This window comes from Bacillus sp. GbtcB14, assembly GCF_019091205.1.
Lineage (GTDB): Bacteria > Bacillota > Bacilli > Bacillales > Bacillaceae_G > Bacillus_A > Bacillus_A cereus_AG.
Window position 1 is genome coordinate 477,708 of record NZ_JAGXJT010000003.1, and the last position, 17,240, is coordinate 494,947.

Here is a 17,240-nt window from a genome sequence, read left to right on the forward strand (position 1 = left end):
ACTATTTGTGGGAAGTCATACATAATAGGGAGGAATAGCGCCCCCCTTATTTTGCATTTAATTCTTTTATAACTATATTTAAACAGCGGGAAAGACGTATGTGTGCATCTGGAATGAGGTTGGGGTATTGTTTATAAAATTCAAATGCGCCTCTACACCATTCGTAGGCTTTTAGTAGGCTAGCTCTATAATCATTAAAATCTTGTAAGAACCCATATTTTTTTGAGGTTAAAATGAGCTGTGAAAAATCTTCAGACCCTTCAAGTAATTTATGGTGTACTTGCTGTCCGGCATGAAAACGAAATGAACTTAATGGCTCGGTAATATAAACTGCATCACCTTTTGAAAGTAAACTTATCCAAGAAGCCATATCTACACTGCAAGAATAACTCCTTTCATTTAATGTGCCAAATGGTTCTGTTAATAGTTGCTTTCGAAAGAGTACAGTCGTAGGTTCACCGATAATATTCTGTCCAGATAAAAGCATACGATTCCCAAAATCTACCCCACTTAGTAAAGTATTTTCGTTATGCAATCTATTTATAGCGGGATGGTTTTCAATTAAATCTCCATTCTCATCAATCCAATTGCGATATGATGTGATAAGTGCGAGTTTTTGGTCTAAGTCTTGTTGGAAATAGAACATCATTTTTTTAATTTTATTACTGTGGAATACGTCATCGTCCATTAAGAAATTTATGTATTCTCCACTAGAGTGTTCTAAGAGCATGAGGTCATTATGAAATTGTCCTAAAGTAGTACTATTTCGGATATATGTTATATGGGAATAGTTTGGTAAATATTTTTCGTGCATTAATTTTTCTGTATCATCATTCGTACTATCGTCTCCTACAATAATTTCGATGTTTGGGTAATTTTGAGCAAGTGCACTTTCCAGGGCGATTGTGAAATAATGTGGTCGATTATAAGTGGGGATAAGTATGGAAACGAGAGGTAGATTCTTTTCACTTGTCATACGTAACTCCCTTTCAAACCCTTTTTTTTGCAAGAACAATATCTTGATAACTTGTATGTTCCTGTCGGCCGCACCATAAACCATAATGCGGTTTATGTATTACTTCTAAGCCGTATTTATTCAATAAAGTACAAATATCTGTTTCAGGATAAGCAACTGCGAAATTAGGAATATCCTTATTTACGACATAACAATTTTCAACTTGATGATAAAAACCTAATGTGCTTAGTCCAGCATTTAAATAATAGGATGATTCAGGATTTATTAAAAAGAACGTAATAAAGCATCTTCCGCCCTTTTTTAATACACGTACAATTTCAGATACGTAATGTTCTAATTCTTTTGGAAGAAGGTGCGTAAATACAGAAGTTAAAAAGATAAAATCGAATGTCCCGTCTTCATAAGGAAAATGATATTGAGAGGCATCTTCTTTTCCTTCTGGATTGTAAAATTGATTGTATATGTCAACATGTTTAAAATGAAAATTATTACGTATAGTTGAAATGTTATTTTGACACCAAGTAATGCCATCTTTAAACAAATCAAATCCATAATACGCTCCATCATCAGTTAAGTAATTCATTAATGGTACAGCCATTCGGCCAACGCCGCAGCCTACATCTAGTACTATTTCGTTGGATTTTAAAACACCGATTTTAACAAAGTGCTTCATGAACTCTTTTCCAACCTTTTCGAAGTCGCCACCTACATATTGGACGAGTTCAGGAGGGGGGAGTAAAGTCATTTCTTTGTCAAGTTCGCTCATGAGTATACCCCTTTCTTGTGTGAAAATATGCAGTAAATAGCACTTGTTTATCCAATTATTTACAGTAACTCTATTAATAAAATTTTCAATTTGTAGTGAGAGAACACAGGAAAACGATTGTTATATGTAAGGAGATTCCGAAAAAAATATTTTATTGAGTTAGAAGTGAGAGAAGGATGAGTGAAAATGGGATCTCCTATAGATTAAATCTTTTTTATTCTTTTCTCCAATAAACGCCAAATACATCAATTTTAGTAATAGGGGCTTTTAAATTTCGTTGATTTCTAAAGTCTGTCACAGCCTCAGCGCATGACGGTAGCCCGTAGTCATCGATAATTATATAGCCACCTTTAGAAACTTTATCATATAAGTTCACGAGACCATCCATGGTGGATTCGTACATATCACCATCAAGCCGTGCAATTGCTATTTTTTCAATTGGTGCTGTTGGTAAAGTATCTTTAAACCATCCTTGTAAAAATTTCACTTGATCATTTAGTAAATCATATTTTTTAAAATTCTCTTGTACTTGTTCTAAAGAGACGCGTAAGTAATCGAATGTGTGTAAATAATCACCGTAATCTTTTGGATATTGTTCTAGATTCGGTGCTGGCAAACCTTCAAATGAATCTGCAACCCAAACATTACGATTCGTAATGTTATTTGCTTGTAAAAAACCATTCATAAAAATGCACGATCCCCCGCGCCATACACCTGTTTCAATAAAGTCACCCTCTATATTTTCACGAACAACGCTTTCCATTGCCTCTTGTAATTGGTTCATACGTTCTCGACCAATCATGCTATGTGCTGCTCTTGGCCAATCCATTCCATCATGACGTTCATTTTTTAAAACATTTGGTTTTACAATTTTTAAGTTATGGCTTTCGGCATATTGCTTAATGAATAAAGGGAGGGGGACTGTAACTGGTTCGAATTCTAGTTCTTTCGAAATATGTAGAGATGCGGGTAAGTATGCCTCGTATTCTAACCATATTTCAAATAAAATTGTCTTCTTTAGCAATTCGAGATAAAGCTGAATAGCAGATTTACTTTCCATATTTGTGCCTCCTGCAAAATGTCATACAACAATATGATTATGTAGATAGCGAATGTTTCATGATTGAATTTGAAAAAGCAGTAAAACTGATATCAGTTTTACTGCTAAGTAAAATATTAAGCAATTTTTTCAATAATAATAGATGCACTCGTACCAAGAGCTAATGATAGCCCAAGCCCTGTAACAATTACTTCAACTAATGATGGAGTTGTCGTAATTTGCGTAATTGCTTGAACAACAATAGGTGCTCCAACTGAAATTAAACTCGTTCCAGTACCTGGTACAGGTACTCCGTTCACTTGAACTGTAAGGCCACCTAATAGACTTACCGCTGCAGTGTATACGATAACAGTAATTTTATAGAATCCAGTTTCACTAATTACGAAAGTATCAGCATCTAATTGAGAAATTGCCGTACCAAACTGAGATCCAACAGTATTAAATGGTACTGGATCATTAATTCCTAGATCTAAAGAGATCCCACCGGAGTTAAATGCATACAATCCTGCTGGAAGTCCTAGCCCTGATGGTCCAGTAGGCCCAGTAGGTCCGGTAGCCCCAGTAGCCCCAGTAGGTCCAGTAGGCCCAGTAGGTCCGGTAGCCCCAGTAGGTCCAGTAGCCCCAGTATCACCAGTAGGTCCGGTAGGTCCAGTAGCCCCAGTGTCACCAGTAGGTCCGGTAGGTCCAGTAGCCCCAGTGTCACCAGTAGGTCCGGTAGGTCCAGTAGCCCCAGTAGGTCCGGTAGCCCCAGTAGGTCCAGTAGCCCCAGTGTCACCAGTAGGTCCTGTAAGTCCTGTAAGTCCAGTAGGCCCAGTAGGTCCAGTAGGCCCGGTAGGTCCAGTAGGTCCAGTAGGTCCAGTCGGTCCGGTAGGCCCGGTAGGCCCAGTAGGTCCAGTCGGAAGGGTAAACGGCGGTATCGGTGGTAATGTTGGTCCTACAAGATTAGGGTCAAATGCACTAGCTGATAAAGATTCATCGGGATTTAATCCATCTGAATAATTATTATTTGACATAAATTCACCTCCATAAAGCGTTCATTATATAGTAGATGCAAAACCGAAAGAAAATGACACGGACATTTGAATTATTGAAAAGAAATCTTAAACTGCTTGTGCAAGTTAAAAAAGTGGAAAGTTTGTTGTATGTATAACATATGATTGATTTGGAAGAGGGTGATTATGTTGAACAAGCAAGGAATTACAATTAGTTTATGTATGATTGTTCGAGATGAGGAAAATACAATCGGTCGATGTTTAGATGCAGTAGAAAAAATTGTTGATGAAATTATTGTAGTTGATACAGGTTCCATTGATCGAACGAAAGAAATTGTAACTCAATATACTTCCAACATATATGACTTTCCATGGATTAATGATTTTGCGGCAGCTAGAAATTTTTCTTTTTCGAAAGCAACACAAGAATATATATTATGGCTAGATGCTGATGATGTGTTATTAGAAGATGCTCAAGAAGCGTTGAAACTTTTAAAAATAGAATTAGATCCTAAAATTGATGCTGTTTCGATGCCGTATCATCTTGCAATGGATTCTAACGGGAAACCTTTATATTGTACAAAAAGAAATCGACTTGTAAAGCGTGAAAAACAATTTCAATGGTTTGGAAAGGTTCATGAATATTTAGCTATTTCTGGTGAAACTTTTAGTAGTAATGTTGCTATTACACATAAAAAAGAAAAAAAGGTAACAAATCGTAATTTGAAAATTTTTCAAGATGCTGTAGCAGCTGGAGAAGAATTGAGTCCGAGAGATTTATTTTATTACGCGAATGAATCTATGGATAATCAAAAATATGATGATGCAGTTCTACTATATGAAACATTTCTTAATCAAGACGAAGGATGGTATGAAGAGAAAATTTATGCATGCGGTAAGTTAGGAGATTGCTATGCAAAGATTGGAATGTGGGAGAAGGCAGTTGAATCTTGTGTAAAGTCATTTCGGTATGATGTTCCTAGAGGAGAGAATTGTACAAGAATAGGATATATATATATGGAACAACAAAAATATAATGAAGCAATTTTTTGGTTTAAACTTGCAACAGAAGTGCCAATGGCAACAGAGAGTCCTTTTCACAGTCCAGCTAGCTACACATGGATTCCCTATTTACAAATGTGTATTTGTTATAGCAAGTTAGGAGAGCAAGATAAAGCTTATTATTACAATGAACTAGCAGCTTCTTATGTTCCGAATAATGCTGCAATTGAATATAACCGCAAATATTTTCGGGGTGTTTTTGATAAACAATATAAATCGTTATAGGTTGTTTTTTTTAGAAATGGCGTATCACGATTCTAACTCTAATAGATTGGCTATATAGTAAAGTATCGGTGTAATGGTTACATTTATAGACTTCATATGAAGTTTATATTTCAAATTCAATTTGCATAAGGAGTGTGTGAAATGAATCCTCAAAAAAATTCTTTATATGAAGAAAAGTCTGTGCATTATTATAATGCAGTGAATCCGAATTTATTAAAGCATATAAAAAAGGAATGGAAAGAAGTTCTTGATATTGGTTGCTCGAGCGGTGCATTGGGAGCCGCTATTAAAGAAAATGGAACACGTGTATCAGGAATCGAGGCATTTCCAGAGGCAGCAGAAAAAGCAAAAGAAAAACTAGATCATGTTGTTTTGGGCGATATAGAAACAATGGATATGCCGTATGAGGAAGAGCAGTTTGATTGCGTTATATTTGGGGACGTATTAGAGCATTTATTTGATCCATGGGCTGTAATAGAAAAAGTAAAACCATATATAAAGCAAAATGGTGTAATTTTGGCTAGTATACCAAACGTTTCTCACATTTCGGTATTAGCTCCCTTACTCGCTGGAAATTGGACGTATACAGAATATGGATTACTAGATAAAACGCATATTCGTTTCTTTACATTTAATGAAATGCTACGAATGTTTTTAAAAGCAGGTTATTCGATTAGTAAAGTAGATCGTGTATATGTTGATCATAAAATGTATGAGTCGCTTATTGAGGAGTTATATGGAATTTGTAAAAAATATCGTCTTGGAAGTGGCTTCATGGCTGAGACGGTCGTATTTCAGTATATTATTGAAGCAGAAAAATCACAGTTATGAGTGCTGCTGAAAAAACAATATTATTTGTTACATGTATAAATGATCGGAAAATGTATGCACAGTGCGTACGGCATATATTGAGATTGGCAGTACCTCCAGGTTATATTGTACAATTTATGCCAATTCGGAATGCGAAAAGTATGACGAGCGGATATAATCAAGCGATTTCGCATCCAGCGAAATATAAAGTATATATACACCAAGATGTTTTCATTATGAATGTGGTATTTTTATACGGATTACTTCAATTATTTAACGAACATGAACATCTTGGAATGATTGGAATGATTGGAGCCCAATATGTTCCTCCAAGCGGGATATGGAATGAAGGCAGGGAAGTTGTTGGGAAAGTAATTGGTTATATGAACGATTTATTTTATATGGCAAGTCAAGAAAAGCCGTACCATGAGTCAAAAACATTTATGCCTGTGGAATGTATTGATGGTTTATTGATGGCAACGCAATACGATATTCCGTGGCGAGAAGATTTGTTTGATGGGTTTGACTATTATGATGTATCTCAGTCATTTGAATTTAGAAAAGCTGGCTATACCGTTGGGGTTCCGGTACAGCGTGATGCGTGGTGTATTCACTATCATATTGATGTGAATATGACAAACTATGAAAAGTATAGAAAGATATTTGTGGAGCACTATATGTCAGATGTAAATCAAGACGAATAGAGGGGCTACAAAATGAAAGATCATACAATATTAGTCGTTGTTTGTATAAATAATGAGGAGCTATTTGAACAATGTGAGAGACAAATAAGAAACCTTTTTGTTCCCCCTGGTTATGTCGTACAAATTTTTCCGATACGAGATGCACAAAGTATGGCGAGTGCATACAATCGAGCCCTTTCATATCCAGCGAAGTACAAAGTGTATATACATCAAGATACATATCTTATTAATCGAGAGATGTTGTATACACTTATATCTCTTTTTCAAGATAATGAAAAACTTGGTTTAATTGGCGTAGCTGGTGCTCAGTTTTTACCGAGCAACGGGATATGGTGGGAAGGGAAAAATTTAGTAGGGAAAGTGATTGAATACAGAAGACGGAATTATCAATTATTAAATTTAGATCAGGTTTTTTATGATAATCAACCATTTTTGTCAGTTCAGGCAATTGATGGTTTATTAATGGCCACACAATATGATATTCCGTGGCGAGAAGATTTGTTTCAAGGATTTCACTTTTATGATGTGTCACAGTCTTTAGAGTTTCAAAAGGCGGGTTATTTAATTGGTATCCCTAATCAAGCAAATTTATGGTGTATTCACTACAACGGGGATGAGTTTGATGCGGATACATATGAGAAGTATCGAAAAGTATTTGTAGAACATTATAAAGATATATTATCTCCATCATAAGGGAGAGATGCAGGGTGAAAGGAATTATTTTAGCAGGTGGAACTGGATCGAGATTGTATCCAATAACGAAAGTAACGAATAAACATTTGCTTCCTGTTGGACGTTACCCAATGATTTATCATGCGGTATATAGGCTGAAACAATGCGAGATTACAGATATTATGATTATTACAGGGAAAGAGCATATGGGAGATGTTGTTAGTTTTTTAGGAAGCGGTCAAGAGTTTGGTGTGTCCTTTACGTATCGTGTGCAAGATAAGGCTGGGGGAATTGCACAAGCATTAGGGCTTTGTGAGGATTTCGTCGGGAAAGATCGTATGGTAGTTATATTAGGAGATAATATTTTTTCAGATGACATTTGTCCGTACGTTGAAGAGTTTGTAAATCAAAAAGAAGGTGCGAAAGTACTACTGCAATCTGTAGATGATCCGGAGCGGTTTGGCGTAGCGCACATTCAAAACCACAAAATAATTGAAATTGAAGAAAAGCCGAAAGAACCGAAAAGTTCCTATGCAGTTACAGGAATTTATTTGTATGACTCGAAAGTCTTTTCTTATATAAAAGAATTAAAACCTTCCGCAAGGGGAGAACTTGAAATTACAGATATCAATAATTGGTATTTAAAACGAGGGGTACTTACGTATAATGAAATGAGTGGTTGGTGGACTGATGCGGGAACTCATGTTTCTCTTCAAAGGGCGAATACGTTAGCACGGGATATAAACTTTGGTAAACAGTTTAACGGAGAATAGGTGAGAATATGAAAGTTGTAGAAACAAACTTTACCGACGCAAAATTGTTAGAACCGAGGTTATTTGGAGATGAGCGTGGCTTTTTTACAGAAAGTTATAATAAGAAGATGCTAGAAACATTAGGGGTTACGTATTCATTTGTACAGGATAATGTTTCTTATTCAGCAGAAGCGGGAACGATTCGGGGATTACACTTTCAAAAAAATCCGAAAGCACAAACGAAACTTATTCAAGTTATGCAAGGAGCAATCTATGATGTTATCGTTGATTTGAGAAAAGATTCACCAACGTTTCAACAGTGGAGAGGATATATTTTAAGTGCGGATAATCACCGGCAATTATTAGTGCCAAAAGGATTTGCACATGGTTTTTGTACACTTGTCCCGCATACTATTGTTATGTATAAAGTAGATGAGTATTATAGTGCCGATCATGACTCAGGGGTACTTTGGAACGATAAAGAATTAGCAATTCCATGGCCGGTAACAAGTCCTATTTTGTCTGACAAAGATCGAATATTACCGTTACTTCAGGAATGTGAAGATAGCTTTTGAGTAGGAGAGTTGTTTATGAATATATTAGTAACAGGTGGGGCCGGATTTATTGGAAGTAATTTTGTTCATTACATGTTACAAAGCTATGAAACATATAAAATTATTAATTTCGATGCATTAACATATAGTGGAAACTTAAATAATGTAAAGTCTATTCAAGATCATTCAAATTACTATTTTGTAAAAGGGGAAATTCAAAACGGAGAGCTGCTGGAGCATGTTATTAAGGAACGTGACGTGCAAGTAATTGTAAATTTCGCAGCTGAATCACATGTGGACCGTAGTATTGAAAATCCGATTCCTTTTTATGATACAAATGTAATTGGGACAGTCACCTTATTAGAATTAGTAAAAAAATATCCGCATATTAAACTCCTGCAAGTATCAACAGATGAGGTGTACGGCTCTTTAGGGGAAACAGGTCGATTTACCGAGGAAACCCCGTTAGCTCCAAATAGTCCATATTCTTCAAGCAAAGCGAGCGCCGACATGATAGCTTTATCTTATTATAAAACATATCAATTACCAGTTATAGTAACACGTTGCTCCAATAATTATGGGCCGTATCAATATCCTGAAAAATTAATTCCGTTAATGGTTACGAATGCGTTGGAAGGGGAGAAATTACCATTATATGGAGATGGATTAAATGTAAGAGACTGGTTACATGTAACGGATCATTGTAGTGCGATTGACGTTGTTCTGCATAAGGGACGTATAGGAGAAGTATATAATATAGGTGGAAATAATGAAAAAACAAATGTAGATGTTGTGGAACAAATTATCTCCCTCTTAGGAAAAACGAAAAAAGACATTGCGTATGTTACAGACCGTTTAGGGCATGATCGTCGTTATGCGATTGATGCACAAAAGATGAAGAATGAGCTCGGGTGGGAACCGCAGTATACGTTTGAACAGGGGTTGAAAGAAACGGTGGAATGGTATAAATATCATATAGAATGGTGGAAACCACTAAAAGAAAAGTAAGGGGCATATAAATGAAAGAACGGATTATCATAACAGGAGCAAACGGTCAATTGGGAAAGCAACTACAAGAAGAGTTAAATCCTGAAGAATACGACATATATCCATTTGATAAAAAGTTACTAGATATAACAAATATATCCCGAATGCAGCAAGTGGTACAAGAAATAAGGCCACACATCATTATTCATTGTGCAGCGTATACGAAGGTTGATCATGCAGAAACAGAACAAGATATTGCGTATAGAATAAATGCAATAGGAGCTCGAAATGTAGCGGTTGCTTCACAATTAGTAGGGGCGAAGTTAGTTTATATCAGTACTGATTATGTATTTCAGGGCGATAGACCAGGGGGATACGATGAATTTCATAATCCGGCGCCGATAAATACATACGGAGCTTCTAAGTATGCGGGAGAGCAGTTCGTCAAAGAGCTACATAATAAATACTTTATCGTTCGTACATCGTGGTTATATGGTAAGTATGGAAATAATTTTGTGAAAACGATGATGCGGTTAGGTAAAGAAAGAGAAGAAGTATCTGTTGTAGCAGATCAAATCGGTTCTCCTACTTATGTGGCGGATTTAAATGTAATGATTAATAAGCTCATTCATACTTCTTTATACGGTACGTATCATGTGTCAAATAGAGGTTCATGTTCTTGGTTTGAATTTGCAAAAAAAATATTTTTGGATGCAAATATGAAAGTGAATGTATTACCTGTTTCAACCGAAGAATTTGGATCAGCGGCAGCGAGACCGAAATATTCTATTTTTCAACATAACATGCTACGATTAAATGGTTTTTCACAAATGCCTTCTTGGGAAGAAGGATTAGAGCGTTTTTTTATAGAAACAAAAAGTCATTAACAAAATTTAAGTTAATGACTTTTTTGTTTGCCTTTAAGAGGTTTTATGGTACTATAATTATAGTATCAGGTACTAATAACAAGTATAAGCAATTCTGGGAGGATATATCATGGAACTATTACAAGGGAAAACATTCGTTGTTATGGGCGTTGCGAACCAAAGAAGTATTGCGTGGGGAATTGCTCGCTCTTTGCATAATGCAGGTGCAAAATTAATATTCACATATGCAGGAGAACGTTTAGAGAGAAACGTTCGTGAATTAGCGGACACATTAGAAGGACAAGAATCACTTGTATTACCTTGTGATGTAACAAATGATGAAGAACTTACAGCTTGCTTTGAAACAATCAAGCAAGAGGTTGGTACAATTCACGGTGTTGCACACTGTATTGCTTTTGCAAATCGTGATGATTTAAAAGGTGAATTTGTAGATACTTCTCGCGATGGATTTTTACTTGCACAAAATATTAGTGCATTCTCTTTAACAGCTGTAGCAAGAGAAGCGAAGAAAGTAATGACAGAAGGCGGAAATATTTTAACGTTAACATATCTTGGCGGCGAGCGCGTTGTGAAAAACTATAACGTTATGGGTGTTGCGAAAGCTTCATTAGAAGCTAGCGTGAAATATTTAGCTAACGATTTAGGCCAACATGGCATTCGCGTTAACGCTATTTCTGCAGGACCAATTCGTACGTTATCTGCAAAAGGTGTAGGTGACTTTAACTCAATCTTAAGAGAAATTGAGGAGCGCGCACCACTTCGTCGTACAACAACTCCAGAAGAAGTTGGGGATACAGCAGTATTCTTATTCAGTGATTTAGCACGCGGCGTAACAGGAGAAAACATTCACGTTGATTCAGGGTATCATATCCTAGGATAAATATAATATTAATTTTTAAAGGACAATCTCTATATGTTGAGATTGTCCTTTTTATTTGTTCTTAGAAAGAACGATTTTTAACGAAAGTTCTTACCACGTTATGAATATAACTATAATAGTACACGATTTAATTAGCTACGTATGGAAGTGGGAGGGACGAGTGTGAAGAATAAAAATAAAAGTTCAACAGTTGGAAAACCGTTGTTATATATTGCGCAAGTAAGTTTGGAACTTGCTGCACCGAAAATAAAAAGGATTATCCTGACAAACTTTGAAAATGAAAATCAAAAAGAGCAAAGTAATAGACAAGAAAATATTGTAAGTAGTGCTGTGGAAGAGGTAATAGAGCAAGAACAACAAGAAGAGCAGCAAGTGGAAGAAAAAATAGAAGAAGAGGTAAAAGAAGAACAGGCAGAACAAGAACAGCAAGAGCCAGTAAGAACTGTCCCGTATAATAAATCATTTAAGGATATGAATAATGATGAAAAAATTCATTTTTTATTAAACCGCCCTCATTACATTCCGAAAGTAAGGTGCAGAATAAAAACGGCTACCGTTTCTTATATTGGATCAATCATATCGTATCGTAATGGCATTGTATCCATTATGCCGCAAAATAGTATGAGAGATATTAGGTTGTCTATAGATGATATCCAATCGATTAGTATGGCCGGCTTTTAAATATGTAAAGGTGGTAGAAGGCTTCTACCACCCCAATAGTTTTTTTAGTTTACTTTACGATAGAAACGTCGCGTAAGCATTGAATCGCACAGAAACAGCTTAAATCAACAGTAAGGCAAGTAGTTGTCGATATTAACCTTGCATTTGGTACAGCTAAAAACGTACAAATTGGATCGTCACCAGGTGGTACCGGAGTACCGTCACCTAAAACTACAGTTAATACACGTAGCACAGCACAGCTATCATCATCTACACTTTCCACACGGAAAATTGGTGATTGGCAGCTAACCAGGCTTGCAGATGGTGCGAAAGCTTCAAAAGGTGTTCCTGCTTTTGTGTATAAAATAAAAGGGCGTGTATTCGCTACTGATGCCGTGTTGTGTGCGCCTAAAAATGGAATTTCACAACCAGATCCACATGTTGTTGTAGAACAATCTTGTAATTCATTGATGAATTTTACAACGTCAACTACACAATGAGAAGAGCTATGGTGTTTATTTTCGTTACAACTCATTAATGTCACTCCTTATCTTCTTGTTTGTATTTACATTAATAAGATATTGGAGTGGAGGAGATTTGGTCACAATCTCAAGACCTTTTTTTTTAAATAGGCGAAAGAAGATAAGGGAAGGTGGAATCATGCTGTTTACAAGTTGGCTTTTATTTTTTATTTTCGCTTTAGCTGCTTTTAGGCTCACCCGTTTAATTGTATATGATAAAATTACAGCTTTTTTGCGAAGACCGTTTATCGACGAATTAGAGATTACAGAGCCGGATGGAAGTGTATCAACTTTTACAAAAGTAAAAGGTAAAGGATTAAGAAAGTGGATTGGCGAATTATTAAGCTGTTATTGGTGTACAGGTGTGTGGGTTAGTGCTTTTTTATTAGTTTTATATAATTGGATCCCTATCGTTGCAGAGCCGTTACTTGCATTATTAGCTATTGCAGGTGCAGCAGCAATTATTGAAACGATTACAGGATATTTTATGGGAGAATAATATATCTTTATAATACGAGAGAAAGCGGAGTTTAAAAGAACGAGGGAACGGAAATAAAGAGTTGTTCATATAGTAAATAGACAGAATTGACAGTAGAGGAGATGTTTGCTGTGAGCAATAATCCAAGGCAAAATTCATATGATCTGCAGCAATGGTATCACATGCAGCAACAACACCAAGCGCAACAACAGGCATATCAAGAACAATTACAGCAACAAGGATTTGTGAAGAAAAAGGGATGCAATTGTGGGAAAAAGAAGAATGCAATAAAACACTATGAAGAATGAAACACTCATGTTACTGTGAGTGTTTTTTATTATACATATAAAAAGCGGTATTTCAAAGGAGAAATACCGCTTTTTACTAGCTAATTTGTGCAACTGTTAATGCTGCAGCACGAATGTCTACAGTTCCAAATAATTCAACTGGTACGATTTGAACTAAGTCGCCAGGATTCAAGTTAATAAGAATAACACCGCTAGAAACCTCTACTTCTCCAGTACCGATAATGTTAGCACGGACTGCCGTCCCGGATCCTGGGATAATATTGTCAGGTGTGTCCAATGTTAAGAAGAATCGGGCAGCATTTGGTGGGGCAGGAACATTTTCAAGACTTACCGTTAATGTATAACTGATTTGATAGATACCAGCTATTTGAATTCGAATGCCATTTCCGACGCTTACTGTATTGTTTATTACAGGAACAGTAATATTAGGATTTGGACTTACGCTAGGTAATAGTAATGGTGTAAACAGTGAAGCAAACTGAGGTGCAGACGCGTTGAAAGCAAAACCGAAGGCAGGTAGTGTACTAGCTGGTTTCGCCTCGCAATCGATTTTAGTAAATTCGCAATCAGAAGAGAACATGTTTTTCACTCCTTTATCTGTTTCTACTTTCAGTTAATGAAAAGGACAGGTTCTATGTTCTAGACAAGTTCCCAATTTTATGAAAAATACATAATAATACCTTTTAAGCATGGATTGGGTGGCAGAAAACTCTGCCACCCAATCCATGCTTAAATTAGTATTCAGTTTTATATAGAAACATCGCGTAAGCATTGAATAGCGCAGAAGCAACTTAAATCAACAGTAAGACAAGTGGAGGATGATACGAGTCTTGCATTTGGTACAGCTAAAAACGTACAGATTGGATCATCACCAGGTGGTACAGAGGTACCATCACCTAAAACTACAGTTAATACACGTAATACAGCGCAGTCATCATCATCTATACTTTCTACGCGGAAAATTGGAGATTGGCAGCTAGTAAGGCTTGCAGATGGTGCGAATGCTTCAAAAGGTGTTCCGGCTTTTGTGTATAAAATAAAAGGACGTGTATTTGCTACTGATGCATTGTTATGTGCGCCTAAAAATGGAACTTCACAACCAGATCCACATGTTGTCGTTGCACATTCTTGTAGTTCATGTATAAAACGAACGACATTTGATACACAATTGAAATCAAAATCATGTTGATTATCTTCGTTACAATTGCAGCTCATTATGTTCACTCCTTCTCGTGAGTTCTGACATACACTATTACAATATGAATGGGATATGGTTGATATTACGTTAATTCTAATGATAAAAACAGGGAATTTATATAGTAGGGATGTCCATCATGCAATATAAAAAAAGACATCCTTATTTAGTGGATGTCTTTTCAGGTAAATCTTTTCGCGCAGTATATAAAAAACGAGAGATATCTAATTTTTTTCCTCTAAAAAATTGCGGAGAGGAAATGTAAAGTTCTTCTTTCGCACGTGTAATGGCGACATAAAGCAGTCGACGTTCTTCTTCTAAAGCTTCAGACGTCTCTGTAACACGATCATTTGCATCTTTTAAAGAAGAAGTATGAGGAAGAATACCATCGCTCGCTCCAAGTAAAAAGACGCATGGAAATTCAAGGCCTTTTGCGTTATGAATAGACATAAGCGAAACAGCATCTTTTTCCGGCATTGTTTTTAATGCTTCCATTTCTTTTTGACCTTGAATTGCTTCATCAATAAATTGTAAATATGCTGGAATATCGGTGAAACGAGTTGCAGACTCCATTAATTCTTCTAACATTTCTTCTTGTATATCTTTATGCATTGTAAAGGAAGAACGATCGTTACTTTGTAAGTACTCTAAATACTTTCCTTTACCATGAATAATTTCTTTTAATGCTTTTTTCGGTTCTAATTCTTTTATAAATTTAATAAAATCGATACGCTCATTTACCTTTTTCACTTGAAAAGGTTTTAAGCTTGGATTTAATAATAAGAAATGAAGAAGAGAAGGGAAGCGCCCCTCACCATACTTCCATTGTTCACGTTCAATAAATGAAATACAATCATCACGCCCGATATACATCGTGGGCAATATGTTTGAAAGTGATTCTAATCGAAACGGTTCAATCACCAGTCTTAAATGATCTAATACAGGCTTAATTAAAGAATGTTCATAAAATGATTGACTCGCCCCGTGCTTAATAAACGGGATTTTATGAATGGTAAGCTGATCAAGTAACGAACGGCTTACAGAATGTGTGCGATACAGTAAACAAAAATCTTTAAAGTTTCGTTCGCCGCTCTCTACTTTTTCTTGAATGAGCTGCAAAATTTGATTTGCTTCATCAAGAGTCGTAGCAGGTCTTGCGTAAAAAGGTTGTACACCTTCTTCGCGCACAGAATATAGCTCTTTATCAAAACGCTCTTGATTTAGTTTGATAACTTCATTTCCAAGTCCGACGATAAAAGGATTGGATCGATAATTTGTATTCAGTGCGATAATAGTAGTGTTATCAAATTCTTTTGGAAAAGATAAAATAATTTGGTGACTTGCTCCTCGCCAGCCGTATATCGCCTGGTCGTCATCACCTGCGATAAATAAATTATTTCTTGGCGTGGCTAACAATTTTACAATTTCATATTGTGCATACGATGTATCTTGGAACTCATCTACTTCAATATAGTGGAAACGTTGTTGTAATTGGGTAAGTAAAGGAGCGTTATTTTCTAACATATAATATGTTTCTAATAGGATGTCATCGAAATCAATATAATTATATCGTTGTTTTACTTCTTCAAAACGCTCGTATACTTCTTTAAATTCTTGTTCAACGGGTGTTGTTGTTTTTACATCTTTTGGACGATTCAATTTGTTTTTCTCAAGTGAAATCATAGCGAGCATCGTTTCAGCATCATAATCGTCTTTTAAGCGTAACTCTTTTAAAATTTTCTTTATCATAATTTGTTTATGTTTTTCGTTTGCTAAAATTTGCTGATTATATCCTTGACTACGAAGCAATTTTAAAAAGACAGAGTGGAATGTACCAGCAACAACGTAGCTACTTGCTGCACGATTCATACCTGGTAAATTTGCTACACGGTTTCGGATTTCTTCAGCTGCTTTTTGTGTAAATGTAAGTAATAAAATATTGCGCGGATGAACTTGTTTTACATTTACTAAATAACCTACGCGGGTTGTTAAAACAGATGTTTTCCCGCTTCCAGCACCAGCTAATGTAAGAACAGGGCCTTCTGTCGTTCGCACGGCTTCTAATTGTTTTTCATTTAAAAATACATTTTGTTGTTCGAGAGCGCGGAAATACGCTGCATCTGCATCTTCTTCCATAATTAAATGGGTAGATGTTTTCGGAATATGATATGTTGCACGCGGAATATCAGCGTGCGTTAATGATTTTTGTGAAAATTTTTCTTGTGTCATATATTCACCTTCAAAACTATAGCATCAACATTTAACTTTAGCGGAAGAAAAAGAAAATAGCAATGTAAAAAACAGGAGGGGATACCTCCTGTTTTCAAATTACAATTCTTTTATCATAACGATGTGAGGAATATTTGCTTCCATGAATACATTAGAATTCGTTACATATCCAAGTTTCTTATAGAAATCTTCAGCATGTGTTTGGGCGTGCAGCTTTAATTTTGATAGCGAGTTTTCCTTCGCATACGCTTCAAGTGCATCCATAACAATTTTTCCAATGCCTTTTTTACGATGGGAAGCTAGTACGCAAATGCGTTCCATTTTTCCTATTCCATCAATGGTGCGAAAACGACCAGCACCAACTGGAACATCATTATCATATATAACAACGTGTGTTGAAATTTCTTCAAACTCATCATACTCTTCTTCAGCAGACACTTGTTGTTCATTCACAAATACTTGCTTACGTACAGAGAATGCGTCTCTTAGTTGTTCGTCCGTTTGTACGATCTGTGCGTGCAA

The 17,240-nt window shown here is 36.0% G+C and carries 21 protein-coding genes; 12 read left to right on the forward strand and 9 right to left on the reverse strand.

Annotated elements, in window-relative coordinates; translation table 11 throughout:
* Positions 1 to 46 precede the first annotated feature (46 nt).
* The 4 genes from KVT31_RS11375 to KVT31_RS11390 form a co-directional block, all read right to left on the reverse strand.
* Positions 47 to 976, reverse strand: a complete 930-nt coding sequence (locus KVT31_RS11375; RefSeq protein ID WP_088095558.1) for a glycosyltransferase family 2 protein — start codon at positions 974 to 976, stop codon at positions 47 to 49.
* 13 nt (positions 977 to 989) lie between these two features.
* Positions 990 to 1,742, reverse strand: a complete 753-nt coding sequence (locus tag KVT31_RS11380) for a class I SAM-dependent methyltransferase (RefSeq protein WP_088095559.1) — start codon at positions 1,740 to 1,742, stop codon at positions 990 to 992.
* Between the two features lie 214 nt (positions 1,743 to 1,956).
* A complete protein-coding gene (locus tag KVT31_RS11385; protein ID WP_088095560.1) occupies positions 1,957 to 2,802 on the reverse strand; it encodes a TylF/MycF family methyltransferase in 846 nt (281 codons plus the stop codon).
* Positions 2,803 to 2,918: 116 nt separating this feature from the next.
* The gene (locus tag KVT31_RS11390; RefSeq protein ID WP_088095561.1) at positions 2,919 to 3,815 is read right to left on the reverse strand and encodes a BclA C-terminal domain-containing protein; all 897 of its coding nucleotides are present in this window, start codon (positions 3,813 to 3,815) and stop codon (positions 2,919 to 2,921) included.
* 165 nt (positions 3,816 to 3,980) lie between these two features.
* Here KVT31_RS11390 and KVT31_RS11395 point away from each other — a divergent pair, with 165 nt between their 5' ends.
* The 10 genes from KVT31_RS11395 to KVT31_RS11440 all read left to right on the forward strand — a co-directional run bounded on the left by KVT31_RS11395 (position 3,981) and on the right by KVT31_RS11440 (position 12,008).
* The gene (locus tag KVT31_RS11395; protein WP_088095562.1) at positions 3,981 to 5,081 is read left to right on the forward strand and encodes a glycosyltransferase; all 1,101 of its coding nucleotides are present in this window, start codon (positions 3,981 to 3,983) and stop codon (positions 5,079 to 5,081) included.
* 141 nt (positions 5,082 to 5,222) lie between these two features.
* Entirely contained in the window at positions 5,223 to 5,912 is a 690-nt protein-coding gene (locus KVT31_RS11400; protein ID WP_088095563.1) for a class I SAM-dependent methyltransferase, read from the forward strand.
* Positions 5,909 to 6,595 carry a glycosyltransferase family protein gene (locus KVT31_RS11405; protein ID WP_088095564.1) on the forward strand — a complete coding sequence of 229 codons (687 nt, stop codon included), beginning with the start codon at positions 5,909 to 5,911 and terminating at the stop codon, positions 6,593 to 6,595. Before KVT31_RS11400 ends, KVT31_RS11405 begins: the two co-directional genes overlap by 4 nt.
* A gap of 12 nt (positions 6,596 to 6,607) precedes the next feature.
* Positions 6,608 to 7,288, forward strand: coding sequence for a glycosyltransferase family protein (locus KVT31_RS11410; RefSeq protein WP_088095565.1), 681 nt, complete (start codon positions 6,608 to 6,610; stop codon positions 7,286 to 7,288).
* 14 nt (positions 7,289 to 7,302) lie between these two features.
* Positions 7,303 to 8,040 (forward strand): sugar phosphate nucleotidyltransferase, encoded by a 738-nt coding sequence (locus KVT31_RS11415; RefSeq protein WP_088095566.1) that lies wholly within the window; start codon positions 7,303 to 7,305, stop codon positions 8,038 to 8,040.
* An 8-nt stretch (positions 8,041 to 8,048) separates the two neighbouring features.
* Positions 8,049 to 8,594, forward strand: a complete 546-nt coding sequence (gene rfbC, locus KVT31_RS11420) for a dTDP-4-dehydrorhamnose 3,5-epimerase (protein ID WP_088095567.1) — start codon at positions 8,049 to 8,051, stop codon at positions 8,592 to 8,594.
* Positions 8,595 to 8,609: 15 nt separating this feature from the next.
* Entirely contained in the window at positions 8,610 to 9,581 is a 972-nt protein-coding gene (rfbB, locus tag KVT31_RS11425) for a dTDP-glucose 4,6-dehydratase (RefSeq protein ID WP_088095568.1), read from the forward strand.
* An 11-nt stretch (positions 9,582 to 9,592) separates the two neighbouring features.
* Positions 9,593 to 10,447, forward strand: coding sequence for a dTDP-4-dehydrorhamnose reductase (rfbD, locus tag KVT31_RS11430; RefSeq protein WP_088095569.1), 855 nt, complete (start codon positions 9,593 to 9,595; stop codon positions 10,445 to 10,447).
* A gap of 109 nt (positions 10,448 to 10,556) precedes the next feature.
* Positions 10,557 to 11,327: an enoyl-ACP reductase FabI gene (fabI, locus tag KVT31_RS11435; RefSeq protein WP_000421885.1), complete on the forward strand. Its 771-nt coding sequence runs from the start codon at positions 10,557 to 10,559 to the stop codon at positions 11,325 to 11,327.
* 141 nt (positions 11,328 to 11,468) lie between these two features.
* Positions 11,469 to 12,008: a spore coat CotO family protein gene (locus KVT31_RS11440; RefSeq protein ID WP_098343183.1), complete on the forward strand. Its 540-nt coding sequence runs from the start codon at positions 11,469 to 11,471 to the stop codon at positions 12,006 to 12,008.
* 49 nt (positions 12,009 to 12,057) lie between these two features.
* On the opposite strand, the gene exsY is transcribed toward KVT31_RS11440, so the two are convergent.
* Positions 12,058 to 12,522 carry an exosporium assembly protein ExsY gene (gene exsY, locus KVT31_RS11445; RefSeq protein ID WP_088095570.1) on the reverse strand — a complete coding sequence of 155 codons (465 nt, stop codon included), beginning with the start codon at positions 12,520 to 12,522 and terminating at the stop codon, positions 12,058 to 12,060.
* A 125-nt stretch (positions 12,523 to 12,647) separates the two neighbouring features.
* Between exsY and KVT31_RS11450 the strand changes: the two genes are divergently transcribed.
* Entirely contained in the window at positions 12,648 to 13,007 is a 360-nt protein-coding gene (locus tag KVT31_RS11450) for a DUF1360 domain-containing protein (protein WP_000899662.1), read from the forward strand.
* A gap of 101 nt (positions 13,008 to 13,108) precedes the next feature.
* Positions 13,109 to 13,294, forward strand: coding sequence for a cytochrome C oxidase subunit III (locus tag KVT31_RS11455; protein ID WP_088095571.1), 186 nt, complete (start codon positions 13,109 to 13,111; stop codon positions 13,292 to 13,294).
* A gap of 76 nt (positions 13,295 to 13,370) precedes the next feature.
* Here KVT31_RS11455 and exsF read toward each other — a convergent pair whose 3' ends face one another.
* The 4 genes from exsF to KVT31_RS11475 all read right to left on the reverse strand — a co-directional run bounded on the left by exsF (position 13,371) and on the right by KVT31_RS11475 (position 17,240).
* Complete coding sequence (gene exsF, locus KVT31_RS11460; RefSeq protein WP_088095572.1) at positions 13,371 to 13,874, reverse strand: exosporium protein ExsF; 504 nt, start codon at positions 13,872 to 13,874, stop codon at positions 13,371 to 13,373.
* Between the two features lie 167 nt (positions 13,875 to 14,041).
* A complete protein-coding gene (cotY, locus tag KVT31_RS11465) occupies positions 14,042 to 14,509 on the reverse strand; it encodes a spore coat protein CotY (RefSeq protein ID WP_061678757.1) in 468 nt (155 codons plus the stop codon).
* A 142-nt stretch (positions 14,510 to 14,651) separates the two neighbouring features.
* Positions 14,652 to 16,718: an ATP-dependent helicase gene (locus tag KVT31_RS11470; RefSeq protein ID WP_088095573.1), complete on the reverse strand. Its 2,067-nt coding sequence runs from the start codon at positions 16,716 to 16,718 to the stop codon at positions 14,652 to 14,654.
* Positions 16,719 to 16,817: 99 nt separating this feature from the next.
* On the reverse strand, positions 16,818 to 17,240 hold the full coding sequence (locus KVT31_RS11475; RefSeq protein WP_088095574.1) for a GNAT family N-acetyltransferase: 423 nt from the start codon (positions 17,238 to 17,240) through the stop codon (positions 16,818 to 16,820).

Coding starts and splice junctions, on each gene's coding strand:
- KVT31_RS11375 (WP_088095558.1), bottom strand. CDS start 976: ATGACAAGTGAAAAGAATCTACCTCTCGTTTCCATACTTATCCCCACT.
- KVT31_RS11380 (WP_088095559.1), bottom strand. CDS start 1,742: ATGAGCGAACTTGACAAAGAAATGACTTTACTCCCCCCTCCTGAACTC.
- KVT31_RS11385 (WP_088095560.1), bottom strand. CDS start 2,802: ATGGAAAGTAAATCTGCTATTCAGCTTTATCTCGAATTGCTAAAGAAG.
- KVT31_RS11390 (WP_088095561.1), bottom strand. CDS start 3,815: ATGTCAAATAATAATTATTCAGATGGATTAAATCCCGATGAATCTTTA.
- KVT31_RS11395 (WP_088095562.1), top strand. CDS start 3,981: ATGTTGAACAAGCAAGGAATTACAATTAGTTTATGTATGATTGTTCGA.
- KVT31_RS11400 (WP_088095563.1), top strand. CDS start 5,223: ATGAATCCTCAAAAAAATTCTTTATATGAAGAAAAGTCTGTGCATTAT.
- KVT31_RS11405 (WP_088095564.1), top strand. CDS start 5,909: ATGAGTGCTGCTGAAAAAACAATATTATTTGTTACATGTATAAATGAT.
- KVT31_RS11410 (WP_088095565.1), top strand. CDS start 6,608: ATGAAAGATCATACAATATTAGTCGTTGTTTGTATAAATAATGAGGAG.
- rfbC (WP_088095567.1), top strand. CDS start 8,049: ATGAAAGTTGTAGAAACAAACTTTACCGACGCAAAATTGTTAGAACCG.
- rfbB (WP_088095568.1), top strand. CDS start 8,610: ATGAATATATTAGTAACAGGTGGGGCCGGATTTATTGGAAGTAATTTT.
- rfbD (WP_088095569.1), top strand. CDS start 9,593: ATGAAAGAACGGATTATCATAACAGGAGCAAACGGTCAATTGGGAAAG.
- fabI (WP_000421885.1), top strand. CDS start 10,557: ATGGAACTATTACAAGGGAAAACATTCGTTGTTATGGGCGTTGCGAAC.
- KVT31_RS11440 (WP_098343183.1), top strand. CDS start 11,469: ATGGAAGTGGGAGGGACGAGTGTGAAGAATAAAAATAAAAGTTCAACA.
- exsY (WP_088095570.1), bottom strand. CDS start 12,522: ATGAGTTGTAACGAAAATAAACACCATAGCTCTTCTCATTGTGTAGTT.
- KVT31_RS11450 (WP_000899662.1), top strand. CDS start 12,648: ATGCTGTTTACAAGTTGGCTTTTATTTTTTATTTTCGCTTTAGCTGCT.
- KVT31_RS11455 (WP_088095571.1), top strand. CDS start 13,109: ATGTTTGCTGTGAGCAATAATCCAAGGCAAAATTCATATGATCTGCAG.
- exsF (WP_088095572.1), bottom strand. CDS start 13,874: ATGTTCTCTTCTGATTGCGAATTTACTAAAATCGATTGCGAGGCGAAA.
- cotY (WP_061678757.1), bottom strand. CDS start 14,509: ATGAGCTGCAATTGTAACGAAGATAATCAACATGATTTTGATTTCAAT.
- KVT31_RS11470 (WP_088095573.1), bottom strand. CDS start 16,718: ATGACACAAGAAAAATTTTCACAAAAATCATTAACGCACGCTGATATT.